We start from the raw sequence: 17,411 nt of genomic DNA on the forward strand, positions 1-17,411 counted from the left end.
CAGTGGTTAAAAATACCGGCTCCTCAGGAAGCCAACATGCACAAAATCATCGTTTGTCTCAAGCGCGTCGTCGATTACAACGTGCGCATTCGCGTCAAGCCGGACGGCTCCGGGGTGATTACCGAAGGGCTCAAGATGAGCATCAACCCCTTCGATGAAATCGCACTCGAAGAAGCCCTGCGCATCCGCGAACAAGGCGCTGTCGGTGAAATCATTGCGGTTTCCATCGGCCCGGATGACTGCCAGCAGCAGTTGCGCACCGCGCTGGCCATGGGTGCCGACCGCGCCATTCTCGTGCAGACCGACGCGGAACTTGAGCCGCTGGGTGCGGCCCGCAGCCTGCTGAAGATCGTCGAGCGCGAACAGCCGGAACTGGTGCTGCTCGGCAAACAGGCCATCGATGACGACTGCAGCCAGACCGGCCAGATGCTGGCCGCATTGTGGGGGCGTCCGCAGGCGACCTTTGCCTCGAAGGTAGAGATCAGCGACAAGTCAGTCCGTGTAACCCGCGAAGTGGATGCCGGGCTCGAAGTCATCGAAGTCGATCTGCCGGCCGTTATCACCACCGACCTGCGCCTCAACGAACCCCGCTATGTGAAGCTGCCGGACATCATGAAGGCCAAGAAGAAACCCATCGAGACGGTGCCGCTCGAAAGTCTCGGCGCTGATACGGCCGTCAAACTGCGCACGCTGCGCCATGAAACACCGGCGCCACGAGGCAAGGGTATCGTGGTCAAGGACGTTGCCGCACTCATCGCCGCACTGCGCGAACGGGGTCTTTCCGCATGACCAGAATTCTCGTAATCGCCGAACACGACGGCCAGCACGTCCAGCAGAGCACGGCCCGGTGCCTGAACTGCGCCGTACAGATCGATGCCGCTGGTGCGGACGTGGTGGTGTTCGCCGCTGCCGACAGTCCCGCCGCTGCCGAAGCCTCCAGGCTCAGCGGCGTAAAACGTGTGCTGCTGGTCGCCCAGAAAGAAAAGGCCGGCTCGCTGGCCGCACTCCTCGCACCGCAGATCGTTGCGCTTGCGGCCGACTATGACTGCATCCTCGCGCCATCAACGACTTTTGGCCGGGACCTGCTGCCGCGTGTGGCGGCACTGCTTGGCATGGCCCAGGTGACCGACATCATGGCCGTCATCGGTCCGCGCAGCTTCAAGCGACCCATCTATGCGGGCAATGCGATCGTTACCGTTGAGGTACCGGAAGGACAACAGGTTATCGGCACCGTGCGCAGCGCCTCCTTCAAGCCGGTTGAGAATGGTGCGGAAGCGCCGGTCGAATCCGTCAGCATTGCGGCCGAACTGCCAACGCATACCCGTTTCATGGAACTGCAGTCCGGTTCCAGCGATCGCCCCGACCTGCAGAGCGCGAAAATTGTCCTGTCCGGCGGCCGCGGCCTTGGCAGCGCAGACAACTTCAAGCAGCTCTACGCGCTGGCCGATCGCATGGGCGCTGCAGTAGGCGCTTCCCGCGCAGCAGTCGACGCGGGTTTTGTACCCAACGAGATGCAGGTCGGCCAGACCGGCAAGATCATTGCGCCTGACTTTTACCTCGCATTCGGAATCTCGGGCGCCATCCAGCATCTCACCGGCATCAAGGACGCCGGCACCATCGTCGCGATCAACAAGGACGCCGAGGCGCCGATTTTCGAGGTTGCCGATATCGGCCTGGTCGGCGACCTGTTCGAGGCGATCAGGGAGATCAGCGAACAGCTGGGCTGAGCGGCGCTCAGCCGCCCATGCCCGGCTTCCAGACGCCCAGCCAGGCTGACACTGCGACACCGATCCAGATCGCCCAGACATAGGGTCTGCAGGCCATGATGCCGTCATACATCAGCTTGTCGCTCTCCGGGGTCGCACCCTTCGCGGCCAGCACCCGGAAGCCCTCGACAAAGGGCGGCAGTTTGACGCGGATCATGAAGCCGCAGAAGATCAGGAAGGCGAAGATCGTCAGCTTGGCCGCCAGCCACGGGAAAGCCTGGAGAGGCCCGGTGATCCAGTGATAGATCACCGAACCCAGCAGCGCAAAGATCATCAGGAAACGGAACCAGTAGTCGCCCCTGGCGAGCAACCGGCCGAAATCCGTGCCCTCTTTTACATGCACCATGTGCACCACCCAGACCCAGATCGGACCCAGCGCGACGATCGCAATCGTCTGCCAGAGCGGATGCTCATAGCCGACAAACTCGGCAAGTATGCCGCCGACCGTGAGCATCAGTGCCAGGCAATAGCGTGGCAGCATGTCGAGGTTGATGAAGATCTTGAAGGCCGTCAGCCGGGCATCGCGCGACAGTTTGTCGTTGATGACAAAGGTGCTGGAGTAATACACCCCGGCATCACCGCCCAGCCAGTACACAAAAAGCAGTATGTGCACGAACTTCACTGCGGCATAGGCTAACGGCAGCGTCTGGACGACCTGCATCTCTTCCATGGTTCAGTTCCCGATGAGGATTGCTATCAGAGCTGCTTGAGTACGCACTCGGCGGTGCTCACCTTGAACTCGCGTGGCGCTTCCACGTTGAGTTCGGTGACGACACCGTTGTCGACCACCATCGAAAAACGCTGGCTGCGGGTGCCAAGACCGAAACCGCTGCCATCCAGTTCGAGGCCCAGGGCACGCGTGTATTCGGCGTTTCCATCCGCGAGCATCAGTACCTTGTCGCCCACGCCGCGGTCCTTGCCCCAGGCGTCCATCACGAACACATCGTTGACCGACATGCAGGCGATCGTCGCCACGCCCTTGGCCTTGATCTCCGCCGCATTCTTGATATAGCCCGGCAGATGGCTGTTCGAGCAGGTTGGCGTGAAAGCGCCTGGCACGGAGAAAAACACGACTTTCTTGCCGCCAAACAGGTCCTGCGTGGTGATTGATCCAGGCGCACCATCGATCATCACGCTGAACTTGCCCTCGGGTACCCGGTCGCCGACTTTGATTGTCATGGAAGTCTCCTTGCCTGATCGGTAGAAATCGATGCCGGATTGTACAGTCCAAAACCGGCGCAGGTGACCAGCATACCGGAGTCGTCCTCAGGGCGGAAAAGCAAAGGTCCCGCTGGAGCGGACACCGCCCGAATACGGGTATTGACCGCGCCGCTCAGGGTTCGCCGGGCGACTCGGGCACCATGAATACGGGCATCGGCTCGGTGGGCGTCGGATCGGCGCCCATGATGGCAATCAGCTTCTGCATGCTGGTGAGGAATGTATCGAAGCCGAGAAAAACCAGCGCCACGACAAGCAGAGCAAGAACCAATGCGATTGCATGCTGCCAGTAACGGTGCGGTCGCGTGTCGCGATTATCTGCAGCAAATTCGCGAGCACGCTCAGTGATGGCGCGCCGGAGCGCGTCCTGATCCCCGGTGTCGTGCGGCATCTCGGTCTGCCCGTCAATTTCTGAGCGGCGAGAGTACCCCGTCCCGCATTTTATTGGTATCACCGCACCCAGGCTCATGGCGTGCGGCCACGGTACTTTGCCAGCACGGTGGCGCGGGACAAGCATCGAAGGCTGGATCCGACAGAAAAAAAGCCCCCAGCGTGTGGGGGCTTTTCATCAACCAGTGATTCCGGCGAAGGTCAGCCGGCGATACGTCGACGCCTCAGCAAACCGAGACCACCCAGGGCGCTGCCAAACAACCAGACCGCCGCAGGGACAGGAATGGCTGTCAGGTTCAGCACCCCCGAGTAGCTTCCACCGGAGGCGCCTGTGGCATCGCCACGTATCTGCAGCACGTAGCTGCCTGGTCCGAGAACGATCGGATTCAGCACCGTATAAGTCACATTGGCAGCGACAACCGTCGTACCCCAGACCGCCAGGCAACCGCCGGGACATGGAGCACCCACCGTACTGCCAGGGTTATAGACCCCGGGCAGTGCGAACAGTCGAGCCTGCAGATTCGAGATTTCGAGTGAACCGGGGATGCTGATGGACGATGTCACCGAGTTCGACCCCGCGCCAACAGGAATGGTGAATATGAAATCGTCGTAGAAGCCATAGCTCGACGCGGCAGGGAAATTCGGGTCGGTCGGCAGGCTGAATGTATTACCGTAAAAATCAGAGCCGGGAACCGGCAGCACCGTATTGGCACCACCACCGGTCGTGACATTGATCGCGCCATTGTAGGTTGTTGAATAACTCAGCGGCATGGCCTGGGCGCTGCCGATACAGAACAGTGACATCGCCGCGAGAGCGCCAGCGACAACCGAAAACCTGGTATTCCCCACGTCAACTCCCCCGGATCATGTTAGTTCTGGTCAGAAACGCCCCATGCAGAGGGGTTCATGACTGTTATTGAGTAGCGGGACCAAGACTAGACTATGTCTGAGACAGAAATCAATCAGATTTCAGCCGGACCAGCGGGCCGGCAGCCTTTGTCATAATGCGCCGAAAAACCCGGGAGCAAACTCTGCTACCAAACAAGGACTTGTGGAATATTTTCCGATGCATTCTCATCAGCCTGACACCGCAAGGATGGGTGTACCGTCGTCCGGCCCAGGCTTTTCCCGCAGCGTTGCCGCTCAGCCTTTCAATGCCCCCAGCACCTCGTCCAGCATCTTCTTCGCATCGCCGAACAGCATGCGGTTGTTGTCCTTATAGAAGAGCGGGTTGTCTACACCGGCATAACCCGAGGCCATCGAGCGCTTCATGACGATGGAAGTCTTCGCTTTCCAGGCCTGCAGCACGGGCATACCCGCGATCGGACTGTTTGGATCGTCCTCGGCACCGGGATTCACGATGTCGTTGGCGCCGATGACCATGACGACATCCGTATCCGGGAAGTCGTCGTTGATCTCGTCCATTTCCAGCACGATGTCGTAAGGTACCTTGGCTTCAGCCAGCAGCACGTTCATATGGCCGGGCATGCGACCCGCCACCGGGTGAATGCCGAAGCGTACGTTGGCACCCTTCTCGCGCAGGAACTTCGTGATCTCGTAGACCGTGTGCTGGGCCTGCGCAACAGCCATGCCATAACCGGGAATGATGATCACGCTCTTTGCCGAACCGAGCAGTTCCGCTGTTTCGATCGCACTGATCGACGTGACCTCACCGGCCGGCTGCGCACCAGTCGCAGGCGAGGCCCCCTCACCAGTACCGAAACCGCCGGCAATGACGCTGATGAAGTTGCGATTCATCGCCCGACACATGATGTAGGACAGGATCGCGCCGGAAGAACCGACAAGCGCTCCGGTCACGATCAGCAGGTCATTGGAGAGCATGAACCCGGTGGCTGCTGCTGCCCATCCCGAATAACTGTTCAGCATCGACACCACCACCGGCATGTCGGCACCACCGATGGCCATCACCATGTGGATACCAAAAAGGATGGCGACAACCGTCATCACGATCAGCGGCGTCATGCCGGCACCGATGTCCGGTGCCTGCAGAAAAGCGTAGCCAAACCAGATCACCACCAGCAGCCCGACCAGGTTGATCCAGTGCCGGGCTGGCAGCAACAGCGGCTTGCCGCCAATCTTGCCGGACAGCTTGCCGAAGGCAATCACCGAACCGGAGAAGGTTATGGCGCCAATCAGGATGCCGATGTAGATCTCGATTTCGTGGATGGATTTCTCGGCACCGGTGAACTCGATCGAGGTATCGACATAGCTCGCAAAACCGACAAGGCACGCAGCGAGACCGACCAGGCTGTGCATCAGCGCAACGAGTTCAGGCATCTGCGTCATCTGCACCTTGCGCGCGGCGTAAAGACCGATACTGCCCCCGACGAGCATGGCGCCGATGATCCATGGCACGCCGGCCAGGGTGACGCGGGGGCCGAACACCGTCGCCAGTACCGCGATGGTCATGCCGACGATGCCGTAGAAATTGCCGCGGCGGGCGGTTTCAGGATTGGCGAGACCGCCGAGACTCAGGATGAAGAGAATCGTGGCGCCGATATAGGCAACTGCAGCGAGACTGGCGGACATGCCGGTGACCTCTTATTTGCGGAACATCGCCAGCATGCGGCGGGTAACGGCGAATCCGCCGAACATGTTGATTGCCGTCAGCGCGAGTGCCACGACGGCAAGCCCCAGAATCAGGGCTGATGGACGATCCGCCCCCTCCCCGATCAGCGGTGGCGCAATCTGCACAAGCGCACCGACCGCGATGATGCTCGATATTGCATTGGTCACGCTCATGAGCGGGGTATGCAGCGAGGGTTTGACGTTCCAGATCACCATGTAACCGATGAAACAGGCCAGTACGAACACGGTGAAGTGCGACAGAAAGGTGGCCGGCGCATAGGCGCCGACCAGCCAGAACAGTGCGGCACCGACGCCAAACAATACCGCAAGACTGCCAGCCGACATTGGCTCGCTATCGCCATGACCGTGGGCTGACTTCTTCGCTGCAGCTGGCGATGCGACCGGCTTTGCCTGCGGAGGCGCTGCCGGGATTTTCGGCGGCGGGGGCGGCCAGGTGATCTCGCCGGCCTTGATGACGGTGAGGCCGCGAATTGCCTCATCGTCGAAGTTGACGTCGATCTGTCCATCCTTCGCCTTGCACAGATCCTCGGTGAGTCGCAGCAGATTGTTGGCGTACAGCGTCGAGGATTGCTTGGCGAGCCTGCTCGGAAGGTCCGTGTAGCCGATGATGGTGACGCCATGGCGCACCACGCTCTCGCCCGGCACGGTCAGTTCGCAGTTGCCGCCCTGTTCGCCGGCCATATCGACGATCACGCTGCCGGGCTTCATGGACTTGACCATGTCCGCGGTAATGAGCCGCGGTGCCGGCTTGCCGGGAATCAGGGCCGTCGTGATGATGATATCGGCCTCTTTCGCCTGGCGCGCGTACATCTCGCGCTGAGCCTGCTGGAAGCCTTCGCTCATGACCTTGGCGTAACCGCCGCCGCCAGAGCCCTCTTCCTCGTAGTCGACCTTGACGAATTCACCGCCCAGGGAAACCACCTGATCGGCCACTTCGGCACGGGTGTCATTGGCACGCACCATGGCACCCAGGTTGGCAGCAGTGCCGATCGCGGCGAGGCCGGCGACACCAGCACCGGCGATGAAGACTTTTGCCGGCGGGATCTTGCCGGCAGCAGTCACCTGGCCATTGAAGAAACGCCCGAAGGCATTTGCAGCCTCGATGACCGCGCGATATCCGCTGATGCTCGCCATGGAGGTCAGTGCGTCCATCTTCTGCGCACGACTGAGCTGGCGCGGCAGCGAGTCCATGGCCAGCACGGTAATCCTGCGTTCGGCCAACTGCTGCATGAGGTCGGGGTTCTGCGCCGGCCAGATGAAACTGACCAGCGTGGTACCGGCCTTGATCAGGCTGATTTCTTCGTGCTGTGGCGCACGCACCTTGAAGACCATGTCCGAGGCTGCCCACAGACCTGCTGCACTCTCGGCAATTTGCGCGCCGGCCGCCCGATAGGCCTCGTCATCGAAGTTTGCGGCTGCGCCTGCACCTGTTTCGACGGTGACGGAAAAGCCGAGCTTGATCAGCTTTTCGACGACTTCCGGGACGCTGGCGACACGCTTTTCGCCCGGAAACAGTTCGCGGGGAACCCCAATTGTCAGCGACATGGCAACCTCGGCAAGAGCCTGGACTGGTCTCGGTTCAGATTAATGTCGCGGGGAACCCGCAACAGCGGCCCTTGACGGTGCGCAATGATACTCAGCTTGGCGGAATTTACGAGACGTTCGTGGAAATTACTGACTGACGCGACCCGCCATTTTTTCGATCTGCGCGCGAGCCTCGTCCTCGGTTTTGCCGAGTGCATTGGCCAGTTCTTCAGACAGAAAACTCAGCGACTGGTTGTAATGGGTGCGGTCAGCGGCCCGCAGATTACCTTCCGCTTCAAGCTTGCTCAGCCCCTTGTAGACCTGCGCATAGCCGAAGGGATCACCCTTCTCCATCGTCTGCTGGTGGGCATTGGCCCTGGCCTTCCACTGGCTGCTCGCCTTGCCCTTCCATGTCTTCAGATAAGCCAGCAACTTCCGGGCTTCAGTGGCATCAATCGGGTCGCGTACGGTTTTCGCCAGGTCTTCCTTGCGCAACATCACCGTGAGGCGATCCCGCTTGAAGAACAGCTTTGCAAACAGCGCTTCGGTATCTCCCGAAAAACTCCGCTTGCGAATGGACAGCACCTCGCCGATGCCGTGGTGGGGATGATGGATGCAGTCGCCCTGATGTATGGTGATAAGCCTTCTCCTGCCAAAGTGTAGTCTGATTCGTCAAAAACCATTAATAATCATTATCTTACATAAAAACGGTGCGAATTTCAAGAAACAGGAAATGAAGGCGGCCGCTGCCGCTTTCACTGGCTGCCGGGCGCCTCCAGACGTTCGCGAAGTTCGGCTATTTCGTCCAGCAGCTGCAGCGCAAGGGCGACACCGGCGAGATTGAGCCCCAGGTCCTGCTGCAGCCGCCGGGCAGTCAACGCACGCCGCAATTGCATGCCAGGAAAGATCCAGTCCGGCTGCTCTCCGCGTTCCGGTTCGATCACGCCTTCGTGCACCAGCTCGATCACCCATTCGACCTCTGCCGCGCAGGCCCGGCTCACCTCGATCAGGGTCAGCTCCGACTGCTCCTCGACGATGACGCCGGAGAGGACTGCTTCGTATTCCTGGCCTTTTCTGCTCATACGCCGAGGCTCGCCCGTGGATTGTAGGAACTGAAATGCTCGCTCATTTTCTGGTAAATCGCTCTCGCAGCCGGGTCACTCGCCGGAGGCAAGGCGATCTGTGCAACGGCGTAGAAATCCCCGGGCGGATTCGCCGGGATTCCGCGCCCCTTCAGACGCAACTTGCGGCCGGCTGGTGTGCCGGGCGGAACCTTGAGCTCGACCGTCCCGTCAGGCGTCGGCAGCTTCAGGGTTGCGCCCAGCGCCGCCTCCCATGGAGCGAGCGGCAAATCCAGGTACACATCGAGATCCCTGATCCGGTAGAGCGGGTGTTGCCGGAACCCGATCTCCAGATAGAGATCCCCCCGCTTGCCGTCACCGATGCCTGACGCGCCCTGTCCGGCGAGGCGGATATGCTGCCCGGGTCGGACACCGCGCGGAACGCGAACGCTGAGCGTGCGCTCCCGCAATGCCACCCGCCCCTGCTCATCGAGTTCCGGGCTCCGCAGGGTCAACGTCTGCGTGCTCTCCTTCCAGGCATCCTCCAGGCTGATCACCAGCCGCGCATGCTGGTCCTCACCGTTCAGGCTGAACCGCGCATGTTCAGCTCTGCCGCCCGCTGCGCCACGACCATACAGGGCCTCGAAGAAGTCACTGAAATCGGTCGGGCCGGCCGTGGCGGAGCGCGCACCCCAGTCGGGTGGCGGTCGAAATTCCTGCCCGGATTTCCAGTCGGCACCCAGCTGGTCATAGGCCGCACGTTTGTCCGGATCCCTCAGGACTTCGTAGGCCTCACCGACTTCCTTGAAACGGGCTTCGGCTTCCGGTTCCTTGCTGACGTCAGGGTGGTATTTGCGGGCAAGCTTGCGATATGCCCGCTTGATGTCATCGGGAGTTGCATCGCGCGCCACGCCCATCGTCTGGTAGTAGTCCTTGAATTGCATCGCGGATCCCGGTGATTGCAGCCAGCCCGGCCAGGCAAGTCAGCAGGAGAATGGTCGAATCGCCGCTGTGCAAGGGGCTGGCAGAAGGTGCAGTATAAAAGAGGACAGGCTATCGTCATCCATCGTTACTCAATCCGGAAGGGCCCCCACGATGAACCGGCGCCTCGGCATCGCCGCCGTACTCGCTATCGCAGTCACCGCACTTGCCGCCTGGTGGTGGCTGCGGCCGGACCAGACGGGCAATGGCAACATCGTTGTGATGCACGGCAATGTGGATATCCGCGAGGTTGAACTCGCCTTTGACGGCAGCGAACGAATCGTGAGTCTCGCCGCAAAGGAGGGCCAGCGCGTCAAGGCTGGCGATCTCCTCGGCACGCTCGACACCGAAGGCCTGCGCGCCGACACCGATCAGGCAATCGCCAACCTGGAAGCGCAGGAACAGGATCTGGCCCGCCTGGTGGCGGGCAGTCGTACGGAAGAGATCCGCAAGGCCGGTGCCGACGTGGTCGCCGCTGACGCCGAACTCACAAATGCCCGGCTGCGCCTGACCCGCGCCCGCGAACTGGTCAGCCGTCAACTTGCCGCCCAGGCGCAGCTCGATGATGCCAAAGCCGCAGCCGATGCGGCACAGGCACGACTCAACGCGCTGAAGGCGCAACGTGACCTGGTCCTCGCGGGCCCGCGAAAGGAAGAAATCGCAGCCGCACGTGCACGGCGCGACGCCGCACGCGCAACGCTGGCGCTGGCGAGGCGCCAGCTGGCGAACGCTGAACTCCGCGCTCCGGGAGATGGTGTCATTCGCAATCGCATTCTCGAGCCGGGCGATATGGCCTCAGCTCAACGACCGGTCTATACGCTGGCCCTCGTCGATCCGGTCTGGGTACGGGTGTACGTCGAAGAACCCGATCTGGGCCGTATCCGCGAAGGGCAACGTGCGGAAGTACTCACCGACAGCTTTCCCGGCAAGCGCTATGCGGGCTGGGTCGGCTTCATCTCTCCGACCGCGGAATTCACCCCCAAACCGGTCGAGACAGTCGAGCTGCGTAGCCAGCTCGTCTACCAGGCCCGGATTTATGTCTGCAATCCTGCGGGCGAACTTCGGCTCGGAATGCCAGCCACGGTGAATGTGAATATCGCAGCGGCACCAGTCGAAGGACCCGGTTGCCAGGAAGCCGACCCGGAACCCTGAAAATGCCGCCTCCCGATGTAGCGGCGCTCCCCGTCAGTGACCTGGTCTTGTGTGCGAAGGGACTTACGCGGCGCTTCGGTAGCGGTACAGGCCAGAGCACGGCGCTCGATGCCGTTGACATCGAGATACGGCGCGGACAGGTGACCGGACTCATCGGCCCGGACGGTGCGGGAAAAACCACCTTCATGCGCCTTGCCTGCGGTCTGTTGCGCGCCGATGCGGGTACGCTCACGGTGCTCGATATGGACGTCGCCACCGACCCCTATCGCGTGCAAGCCGAAGTGCGCTACATGCCACAGCGGTTCGGGCTCTATGAAGACCTCTCGGTAGCCGAAAACCTGGCGCTCTACGCCGATCTTCAGGGGCTGTCGCCGGCCGGCCGGCCGGCCCGTTATGCCGAGTTGATGCAGATGACCGGTCTGGCTCCATTCATGAAGCGGCTGGCAGGCCGTTTGTCCGGCGGCATGAAGCAGAAGCTGGGCGTCGCCTGTGCGCTGCTCAAGCCACCCCGGCTGCTGTTGCTGGATGAGCCCACGGTGGGTGTAGACCCCGTATCGCGACGCGAGCTCTGGGCGATCGTCGATCGCATGGTGCAGGACACCGGCACCACGGTGCTGGTCAGCACCGCTTATCTCGATGAGGCTGAGCGATGCGCCGAGGTCATCGTGCTTCACGAGGGCCGGGTGATCGGTACAGGCAAGCCCGGCACTTTCAGCGCTGGCCTTGCCGGCCGCACCTTTCTGGTCGCGACCCCCGGTGTGCAGCGTCGTGCACTGGCGACCGGGCTCCAGGCTTCTGCAGGGATTCTCGACGCAGTGATCCAGGGTGACCAGGTACGCATCATCACAAGGACAGCTGACATGCCGACTGCAGCGACGCTGGGCCTGGCAGCGCCCTGCACGATCAGTCCGGTGGCACCGCGCTTCGAAGACGGCTTCGTGGTGCATATCAGGGAAAGTCGCGGACCACACGCGAGCGTCGCCGATCTCGCCATGCGGAAAGTGGCGGGCGGACGCGAGGTGGTGATCAGGACTGAGAACCTGGAGCGTCGCTTTGGCGATTTCCTTGCAGTACGCGAACTGGACCTTTCCGTGCGCCGCGGAGAAGTGTTCGGTCTGCTCGGCGCGAACGGCGCCGGCAAGTCGACGACCTTCCGGATGCTGTGCGGACTGCTGCCACCAAGCGGTGGCCAGATCGAGGTTGCCGGGGTCGATCTCCGCACCGCGCCGGCCGAGGCGCGGGCGCGCATCGGTTACATGGCCCAGCGCTTCTCGCTCTACGGCAACCTGACGGTCCGGGAAAACCTGAGGTTTTTTGCCAGCGCCTATGGCCTGTCCGGCTCACGTCGGACAGAACGCATCGACTGGGCGCTGGTGCAGTTCGAGCTCGCTGACCATGTCGACTCCGGCAGCGACTCGCTGCCGCTGGGCTTCAAACAGCGGCTGGCGATGGCCGCTGCGCTGATGCACGAACCCGAGATTCTCTTTCTCGATGAACCGACCTCCGGCGTCGATCCGCTGGCGCGACGCGACTTCTGGCAGCATATCAATGCGCTTGCCGAGGCCGGTGTGACCGTACTGGTCACCACCCACTTCATGGAAGAAGCGGAGTACTGCGACCGACTGGCGATCATGGCTGCCGGCCGCGTCCTCGCGCTCGGCACACCTGCCGAGATCAAGGCACAAACTGCCGACGAAACGGGTCCCGCAAGCAGCCTCGAAGAAGCTTTCATCCGGCTGGCAACATCAGGCACGGAGGCAGCGTGAGCGACAACCGGCGCGTGCGTGGCCTGATCCGCAAGGAATTCCTGCAGATCCTGCGCGACCCGAGCAGCATTGCGATCGCCTTCCTGATGCCGGTATTTCTGCTGCTCCTGTTTGGCTATGGCCTCTCGCTGGATGCGGAACACGTGCCGCTTGCTGTCGTGGTGGAAAAGCCGTCCGCAGAAACCGCACGATTTACCGGCATGCTGCAGCAGTCCCGCTATTTTTCACCACAGCACTTCGCCAGCATGCGCGACGCGGAACTGGCATTGCGTATGCACGAAGTGAACGGCATCGTCCATCTGCGCGCCAGCTTTGCTGCCGACCTCAAGGCAGAGCGCGAATCCGGAATCCAGGTCATCGTCAACGGTGTGGACGCCAATACCGCGCGCATGGTGCAGGGCTATCTGGGTTCGGTCTGGGCACTCTGGCTTGAACAGCGGCTGCGGGCAGCCGGGCAGGCGCCGGTAGTGAACATCGATCAACGCATCTGGTACAACACGGCGGTATCGAGCCGCAACTACCTGGTGCCGGGGCTGATCGCAGTCATCATGACCTTGATCGGCGCGCTGCTCACGGCGCTGGTGATGGCTCGCGAGTGGGAACGGGGCACGATGGAAGCGCTCATGGTGACCCCGGTGTCCATGTACGAAGTTCTGCTCGGCAAACTCATCCCCTACTTCATTCTTGGAATGGGCGGCATGACCCTGTCGGTAGCCATGGCGCTATGGCTGTTTGATGTGCCACTGCGTGGTTCCGCCGTGGTACTGTTTGCAAGCGCAGCCATCTTCCTGCTTGCTGCGCTCGGCATGGGGCTCGCTATCTCGATTACGGCACGCAACCAGTTCGTCGCAGGACTCGCGGCCATCATCACCACATTCCTGCCGGCATTCATGCTGTCGGGCTTCATCTTCGATATCGCGAGTGCGCCGTTGGCCGTACAGGCCGTAACCTACCTGGTGGCGGCGCGCTATTTCATCGCCATCATCCAGACCATCTTCCTCGCCGGCAACATCTGGCCGGTGATTCTGCCCAACGCAGCTGCCTTGCTGGCGATGGCCGGCCTGTTCCTCGGTATCGTTGTGGCGCGTTCCCGGAAACGGCTGGACTGATACATGCTCCGCCGTATCCTGGCCCTCGCCACCAAGGAATTTCTCGCCATCCTGAAGGATCCGCGCAGTCGCGCCGTGGTGATCGTGCCACCCATCGTACAAACGCTGGTCTTTGGCTACGCCGCGACCTTTGACCTGAACCATGTCGCTTACGCAGTGTATGACGCTGACCGCTCCTCGATCTCCCGCGAACTGGTTGAGCACTTTCGTGGCTCGCCCGTTTTCCTGGAAAGAAAACCAATCACGGCTGCCGACGATATCGCACCAACCGTCGACCGGCGTGAAGCGCTGCTGGTCGTGCGGCTCGACCCGGGCTTTGAACGGGACATCCTTGCCGGCCAGCCTGGCCAGGTGCAGTTGATCATCGACGGACGCAATTCAAATACGGCGCTGATCGTGCTGAACTATGCCCGGGAAGTCATCAACGGCTTCGCGATGGATCGTCAGCCGGACCACACGTTGCCGGGTCAACCGGTGGTACGCGCCTGGTTCAATCCCAATCTCGAGAGTCGCTGGTTCATCGTCCCCGGCATCATCGGCATACTCACCCTCCTGGTAACCATGATGGTCACCGCACTTTCTGTCGCCAGGGAGCGCGAACAGGGCACCTTCGATCAGTTGCTTGTCACGCCGCTGCGACCACTCGACATCCTGCTCGGCAAGTCACTCCCGGGACTCGCCATAGGCGTTGTCGAAGCGACCGTCATGATACTGATCGTTACGCTGTGGTTTGGCGTGCCGCTGCGGGGCAGTCTGTGGACCTTGTACATCGGGCTTGCAGCCTTTCTGAGTTCCGCGATCGGTATTGGCCTGATGATCTCTTCACTCTCGGTCACCATGCAGCAGGGTCTGCTCGGCGCTTTTCTGTTCATGGTCCCTGCCATCTTGTTGTCCGGCTTTGCAACACCCGTCGCGAACATGCCGGAATGGATGCAGACGCTGACACTCGGCAACCCCTTGCGGTTTTTCATGGTGATACTGCGCGGCGTGTTTGTAGAGGGCGCATCGCTGCGCGTACTCTGGCCGCAGATCTGGCCCATGCTGCTGATCGGCAGCCTGACGCTGGTAGCCGCCGGCCGGCTGTTTCGCCGCCGGCTCTATTGAGGCCCCGCTACGGCATGAGTGACAACCCGCATGAACCGGCACCTGAGGCACAGGCTGATTCGTTGCGAGCAGCGGCACAGGATCTGTTGTCGCCGAGCCAATGGCGGCGACGGATCCTGTTCTGGTCCGGTGCGATCATCGTCGGCCTGGCCGCCGTCGGCTTTGCCAGGGCTGCGGATGCGGTATTCGGCGTATTCACACGGATCGTCGCGCACAACAGCCATTGGCCATTCCTGATCACGCCAACCGTATTCGCCTTGCTGGCCTGGCTGACCCAGGGTGTACTCAAGCCCACCCGCGGCTCCGGGATTCCGCAAGCCATTGCCGCCCTGCAGGTTGACGAGGAACCGTTTCGCCGCAGCCTGCTCTCGATACGCATGTCGATCGGAAAGGCGGGCCTTACCCTTCTCGCCCTGCTTGGCGGTGCATCAGTCGGACGTGAGGGCCCAACCGTGCATATCGGCGCCGGGCTGCTCTACTCGCTGGGCAGGCGCTTTGGATTCGCTGATTCAGCGGCCAGCGCGCGATTCATACTCGCCGGTGCCGCCGCAGGCCTTGCCGCTGCATTCAACACGCCGCTGGCTGGTGTGGTCTTTGCGATCGAGGAAATGAGCAGCGCATTCGAGCACAGGATGAGCGGGACCCTGCTGACTGCCGTGATCGTCGCCGGCGTGGTTTCACTCGGCATACTCGGCAACTATGCCTACTTCGGTCGCCTGGATATCGGACTGCCACTCGGCAAGGCCTGGCTGGCCGTGCTGGTCACCGGCAGTCTGTGCGGTCTAGCCGGTGGCGTGTTCGCACGCATGATCCTTCCCCACCAGGGTGGCCTGCGCGGACTCGTCGGACGTCTGCGCATGCGCCAGCCGGTCGTCTTCGCAGCCGCATGCGGTCTCGCGCTGGTCCTGCTCAGTCAACTGACCGACACCGGCCTCTATGGAACCGGCTATACCCAGGCCAAGGCAATTCTCGAAGGCCACACGGTCACGGCAGAGGCCTTCGGCATCCTCAAGTTCTGCGGCAATATCGCCTCTTATTGGGCCGGCATTCCCGGCGGTATCTTTTCGCCAGCGCTTGCAGTGGGCGCCGGATTCGGCGCGAATATCAGCCCATTCCTTCCGGGCACCGATCCATCGGCGGTTGTGCTGCTGGCGATGGCTGCCTATCTCGCCGGCGTCACCCAGGCGCCGCTGACCTCCGCAGTGATCTCGATGGAGTTGACCGCCAACCAGCAGATGGCCCTGCCGATCATGGCCGCCTGCCTGCTGGCACGCGCAACTTCAGCGCTGGTCTGTCACAAACCGGTCTACAAGGCCCTTGCGGGGTTGCTGGTCGAGAGTCACGAGCGGAGTCGGCGTCAGCAGGAGACGGTGGGGCAAACGCCAGGCTGATTCGGGCCGAGGCGATGATTATTGCCGCTCGCCACCTACGTCAATCACCCGCACCTGCGGTATCAGCCAGCTGATGAATGCTGCCGAGAGCAGTTGGGTAATCACCACCGCCAGGAACACTGGCGCATAGGCGTAGTGTTGCGAAACCCAGCCAGCCGCGAAGCTGAACAGCGCGGCACCAAAGCTGCCGGCGGCGCCAAACAATCCCCAGACCGTACCGACCTGCAGTGACGGGAACAGGTCTGCAGGCAGGGCAAAGAGGTTCGATGCCTTGGCCTGGATCGCAAACATGGCCAGCGCAATCAATGCCAGAGCAGTCGCTGGTGATCCGGTCTTTGCGGCCGGGAGGCTGAGCACTACCAGCAGCGCTCCACCCCAGATCAGGCTCTTGCGCGCCGCATCCAGCGACCAGCCGCGCAGCATCAGATAGCGACCGCACCAGCCGCCGGCCAGCGCACCGGCATCGGCGGCCAGAAACGGCACCCAGGCGAATGCAGCAATCTGGCGGATATCGAAGCCCTGTGCCTGGGCGAGATAGAGGGGCAAAAAGCTGACGAAGAAATAGAAGGCGCCATCGTTGCTGATCCGGCTGAGCAGCAGCCCCCAGACTTGCCGATACCGCAACAGGCGGCCGATTCCAGACCAGACACCGACAGGTTCAGACACCCCGGTCTGCGGCGCTTGATCAGCCAGTATCAATGCGCGTTCTGCATCGCTGATATCCGGATGCATTGCAGGCGGCCGGTAGAAGCGCAACCAGATCCATAGCCAGACGAAGCCGGCAAGCGCCGGAACGATGAAAGCGCTGCGCCAGCCGGCCAGCAGAATCAGGCCACCGAGCAGCGGCGGTGCCAGCAGCGCGCCCAGACCCGGCCCGACAGTAAGAATGCCGACGGCCATCGAACGGTCGCGATGCGGAAACCACTCGGCGATGGCCTTTACCGCTGCGGGGAAGTTGGCTGCTTCGCTCAGACCCAGCAGCGAGCGGCAGAATATAAAACTGAAAAAACCGCGGCCGAACGCATGCAGAAAGCCTGCAATGCTCCAGGCAATGACAGCCAGTTTGAAAGCCCTGCGCGTACCCACACGATCGATGAATGGCCCGGCAATCAGGTGTCCGATGCCATAGCAGAAAAGAAAGGCAGCCGTAATTGTGCCGAAGCCGGTGTTGTCGATGCCGAACTCGGCAACCAGTGCGGGTGCAGCTACGGCAAAGGCCTGGCGGTCCAGGTAGTTGATCGTGGTTATGACACACAAGAGGCCGGCGATCCGCCAGCGCATCTGGCTGCCAAGAATACTGCGTCTGATACACCACCCCCGCTCTCGCATCCGGCAACAG

General features: G+C 61.8%; 17 protein-coding genes. 7 read left to right on the forward strand and 10 right to left on the reverse strand.

Going from position 1 to position 17,411, the window contains the following annotated elements:
• The first annotated feature begins 36 nt into the window (after nucleotides 1-36).
• Both H6979_02415 and H6979_02420 read left to right on the forward strand, forming a co-directional pair.
• Entirely contained in the window at nucleotides 37-789 is a 753-nt protein-coding gene (locus tag H6979_02415; protein MCP5138697.1) for an electron transfer flavoprotein subunit beta/FixA family protein, read from the forward strand.
• Nucleotides 786-1,727 carry an electron transfer flavoprotein subunit alpha/FixB family protein gene (locus H6979_02420; protein ID MCP5138698.1) on the forward strand — a complete coding sequence of 314 codons (942 nt, stop codon included), beginning with the start codon at nucleotides 786-788 and terminating at the stop codon, nucleotides 1,725-1,727. Before H6979_02415 ends, H6979_02420 begins: the two co-directional genes overlap by 4 nt.
• Before the next feature lie 7 nt (nucleotides 1,728-1,734).
• Here H6979_02420 and H6979_02425 read toward each other — a convergent pair whose 3' ends face one another.
• The 9 genes from H6979_02425 to H6979_02465 form a co-directional block, all read right to left on the reverse strand.
• Nucleotides 1,735-2,436, reverse strand: a complete 702-nt coding sequence (locus H6979_02425; GenBank protein ID MCP5138699.1) for a hypothetical protein — start codon at nucleotides 2,434-2,436, stop codon at nucleotides 1,735-1,737.
• 26 nt (nucleotides 2,437-2,462) lie between these two features.
• Complete coding sequence (locus H6979_02430; protein MCP5138700.1) at nucleotides 2,463-2,945, reverse strand: peroxiredoxin; 483 nt, start codon at nucleotides 2,943-2,945, stop codon at nucleotides 2,463-2,465.
• A gap of 154 nt (nucleotides 2,946-3,099) precedes the next feature.
• Nucleotides 3,100-3,375: a hypothetical protein gene (locus tag H6979_02435; protein ID MCP5138701.1), complete on the reverse strand. Its 276-nt coding sequence runs from the start codon at nucleotides 3,373-3,375 to the stop codon at nucleotides 3,100-3,102.
• A 200-nt stretch (nucleotides 3,376-3,575) separates the two neighbouring features.
• The gene (locus H6979_02440) at nucleotides 3,576-4,223 is read right to left on the reverse strand and encodes an FxDxF family PEP-CTERM protein (protein MCP5138702.1); all 648 of its coding nucleotides are present in this window, start codon (nucleotides 4,221-4,223) and stop codon (nucleotides 3,576-3,578) included.
• 294 nt (nucleotides 4,224-4,517) lie between these two features.
• Nucleotides 4,518-5,924, reverse strand: coding sequence for a Re/Si-specific NAD(P)(+) transhydrogenase subunit beta (gene pntB / locus H6979_02445; GenBank protein MCP5138703.1), 1,407 nt, complete (start codon nucleotides 5,922-5,924; stop codon nucleotides 4,518-4,520).
• Between the two features lie 12 nt (nucleotides 5,925-5,936).
• Nucleotides 5,937-7,529, reverse strand: coding sequence for a Re/Si-specific NAD(P)(+) transhydrogenase subunit alpha (locus H6979_02450; GenBank protein MCP5138704.1), 1,593 nt, complete (start codon nucleotides 7,527-7,529; stop codon nucleotides 5,937-5,939).
• A gap of 126 nt (nucleotides 7,530-7,655) precedes the next feature.
• The gene (locus tag H6979_02455; GenBank protein MCP5138705.1) at nucleotides 7,656-8,177 is read right to left on the reverse strand and encodes a hypothetical protein; all 522 of its coding nucleotides are present in this window, start codon (nucleotides 8,175-8,177) and stop codon (nucleotides 7,656-7,658) included.
• Between the two features lie 86 nt (nucleotides 8,178-8,263).
• Complete coding sequence (locus H6979_02460) at nucleotides 8,264-8,590, reverse strand: MerR family transcriptional regulator (protein MCP5138706.1); 327 nt, start codon at nucleotides 8,588-8,590, stop codon at nucleotides 8,264-8,266.
• Nucleotides 8,587-9,513 (reverse strand): DnaJ domain-containing protein, encoded by a 927-nt coding sequence (locus H6979_02465; protein ID MCP5138707.1) that lies wholly within the window; start codon nucleotides 9,511-9,513, stop codon nucleotides 8,587-8,589. The genes H6979_02460 and H6979_02465 overlap by 4 nt, the downstream gene beginning before the upstream one ends.
• 151 nt (nucleotides 9,514-9,664) lie before the next feature.
• Between H6979_02465 and H6979_02470 the strand changes: the two genes are divergently transcribed.
• The 5 genes from H6979_02470 to H6979_02490 are packed head-to-tail and all read left to right on the forward strand — an operon-like array spanning nucleotide 9,665 to nucleotide 16,072.
• Nucleotides 9,665-10,702 carry an efflux RND transporter periplasmic adaptor subunit gene (locus tag H6979_02470; GenBank protein ID MCP5138708.1) on the forward strand — a complete coding sequence of 346 codons (1,038 nt, stop codon included), beginning with the start codon at nucleotides 9,665-9,667 and terminating at the stop codon, nucleotides 10,700-10,702.
• A gap of 2 nt (nucleotides 10,703-10,704) precedes the next feature.
• The gene (locus H6979_02475) at nucleotides 10,705-12,468 is read left to right on the forward strand and encodes an ABC transporter ATP-binding protein (protein MCP5138709.1); all 1,764 of its coding nucleotides are present in this window, start codon (nucleotides 10,705-10,707) and stop codon (nucleotides 12,466-12,468) included.
• Complete coding sequence (locus tag H6979_02480) at nucleotides 12,465-13,577, forward strand: ABC transporter permease (protein ID MCP5138710.1); 1,113 nt, start codon at nucleotides 12,465-12,467, stop codon at nucleotides 13,575-13,577. Before H6979_02475 ends, H6979_02480 begins: the two co-directional genes overlap by 4 nt.
• Nucleotides 13,578-13,580: 3 nt before the next feature.
• Nucleotides 13,581-14,681 (forward strand): ABC transporter permease, encoded by a 1,101-nt coding sequence (locus H6979_02485; GenBank protein ID MCP5138711.1) that lies wholly within the window; start codon nucleotides 13,581-13,583, stop codon nucleotides 14,679-14,681.
• Between the two features lie 14 nt (nucleotides 14,682-14,695).
• The gene (locus tag H6979_02490) at nucleotides 14,696-16,072 is read left to right on the forward strand and encodes a chloride channel protein (GenBank protein ID MCP5138712.1); all 1,377 of its coding nucleotides are present in this window, start codon (nucleotides 14,696-14,698) and stop codon (nucleotides 16,070-16,072) included.
• An 18-nt stretch (nucleotides 16,073-16,090) separates the two neighbouring features.
• On the opposite strand, the gene H6979_02495 is transcribed toward H6979_02490, so the two are convergent.
• Nucleotides 16,091-17,353, reverse strand: a complete 1,263-nt coding sequence (locus tag H6979_02495; protein ID MCP5138713.1) for an MFS transporter — start codon at nucleotides 17,351-17,353, stop codon at nucleotides 16,091-16,093.
• Nucleotides 17,354-17,411: the final 58 nt, after the last annotated feature.

The organism is Chromatiales bacterium (genome assembly GCA_024234935.1).
Taxonomy (GTDB): Bacteria; Pseudomonadota; Gammaproteobacteria; order Steroidobacterales.

Bases quoted from the DNA above. Each gene is read 5' to 3' on its own strand.
- H6979_02415 (MCP5138697.1), top strand. From the start codon at position 37: ATGCACAAAATCATCGTTTGTCTCAAGCGCGTCGTCGATTACAACGTG.
- H6979_02420 (MCP5138698.1), top strand. From the start codon at position 786: ATGACCAGAATTCTCGTAATCGCCGAACACGACGGCCAGCACGTCCAG.
- H6979_02425 (MCP5138699.1), bottom strand. From the start codon at position 2,436: ATGGAAGAGATGCAGGTCGTCCAGACGCTGCCGTTAGCCTATGCCGCA.
- H6979_02430 (MCP5138700.1), bottom strand. From the start codon at position 2,945: ATGACAATCAAAGTCGGCGACCGGGTACCCGAGGGCAAGTTCAGCGTG.
- H6979_02435 (MCP5138701.1), bottom strand. From the start codon at position 3,375: ATGCCGCACGACACCGGGGATCAGGACGCGCTCCGGCGCGCCATCACT.
- pntB (MCP5138703.1), bottom strand. From the start codon at position 5,924: ATGTCCGCCAGTCTCGCTGCAGTTGCCTATATCGGCGCCACGATTCTC.
- H6979_02450 (MCP5138704.1), bottom strand. From the start codon at position 7,529: ATGTCGCTGACAATTGGGGTTCCCCGCGAACTGTTTCCGGGCGAAAAG.
- H6979_02460 (MCP5138706.1), bottom strand. From the start codon at position 8,590: ATGAGCAGAAAAGGCCAGGAATACGAAGCAGTCCTCTCCGGCGTCATC.
- H6979_02465 (MCP5138707.1), bottom strand. From the start codon at position 9,513: ATGCAATTCAAGGACTACTACCAGACGATGGGCGTGGCGCGCGATGCA.
- H6979_02470 (MCP5138708.1), top strand. From the start codon at position 9,665: ATGAACCGGCGCCTCGGCATCGCCGCCGTACTCGCTATCGCAGTCACC.
- H6979_02475 (MCP5138709.1), top strand. From the start codon at position 10,705: ATGCCGCCTCCCGATGTAGCGGCGCTCCCCGTCAGTGACCTGGTCTTG.
- H6979_02485 (MCP5138711.1), top strand. From the start codon at position 13,581: ATGCTCCGCCGTATCCTGGCCCTCGCCACCAAGGAATTTCTCGCCATC.
- H6979_02490 (MCP5138712.1), top strand. From the start codon at position 14,696: ATGAGTGACAACCCGCATGAACCGGCACCTGAGGCACAGGCTGATTCG.
- H6979_02495 (MCP5138713.1), bottom strand. From the start codon at position 17,353: ATGCGCTGGCGGATCGCCGGCCTCTTGTGTGTCATAACCACGATCAAC.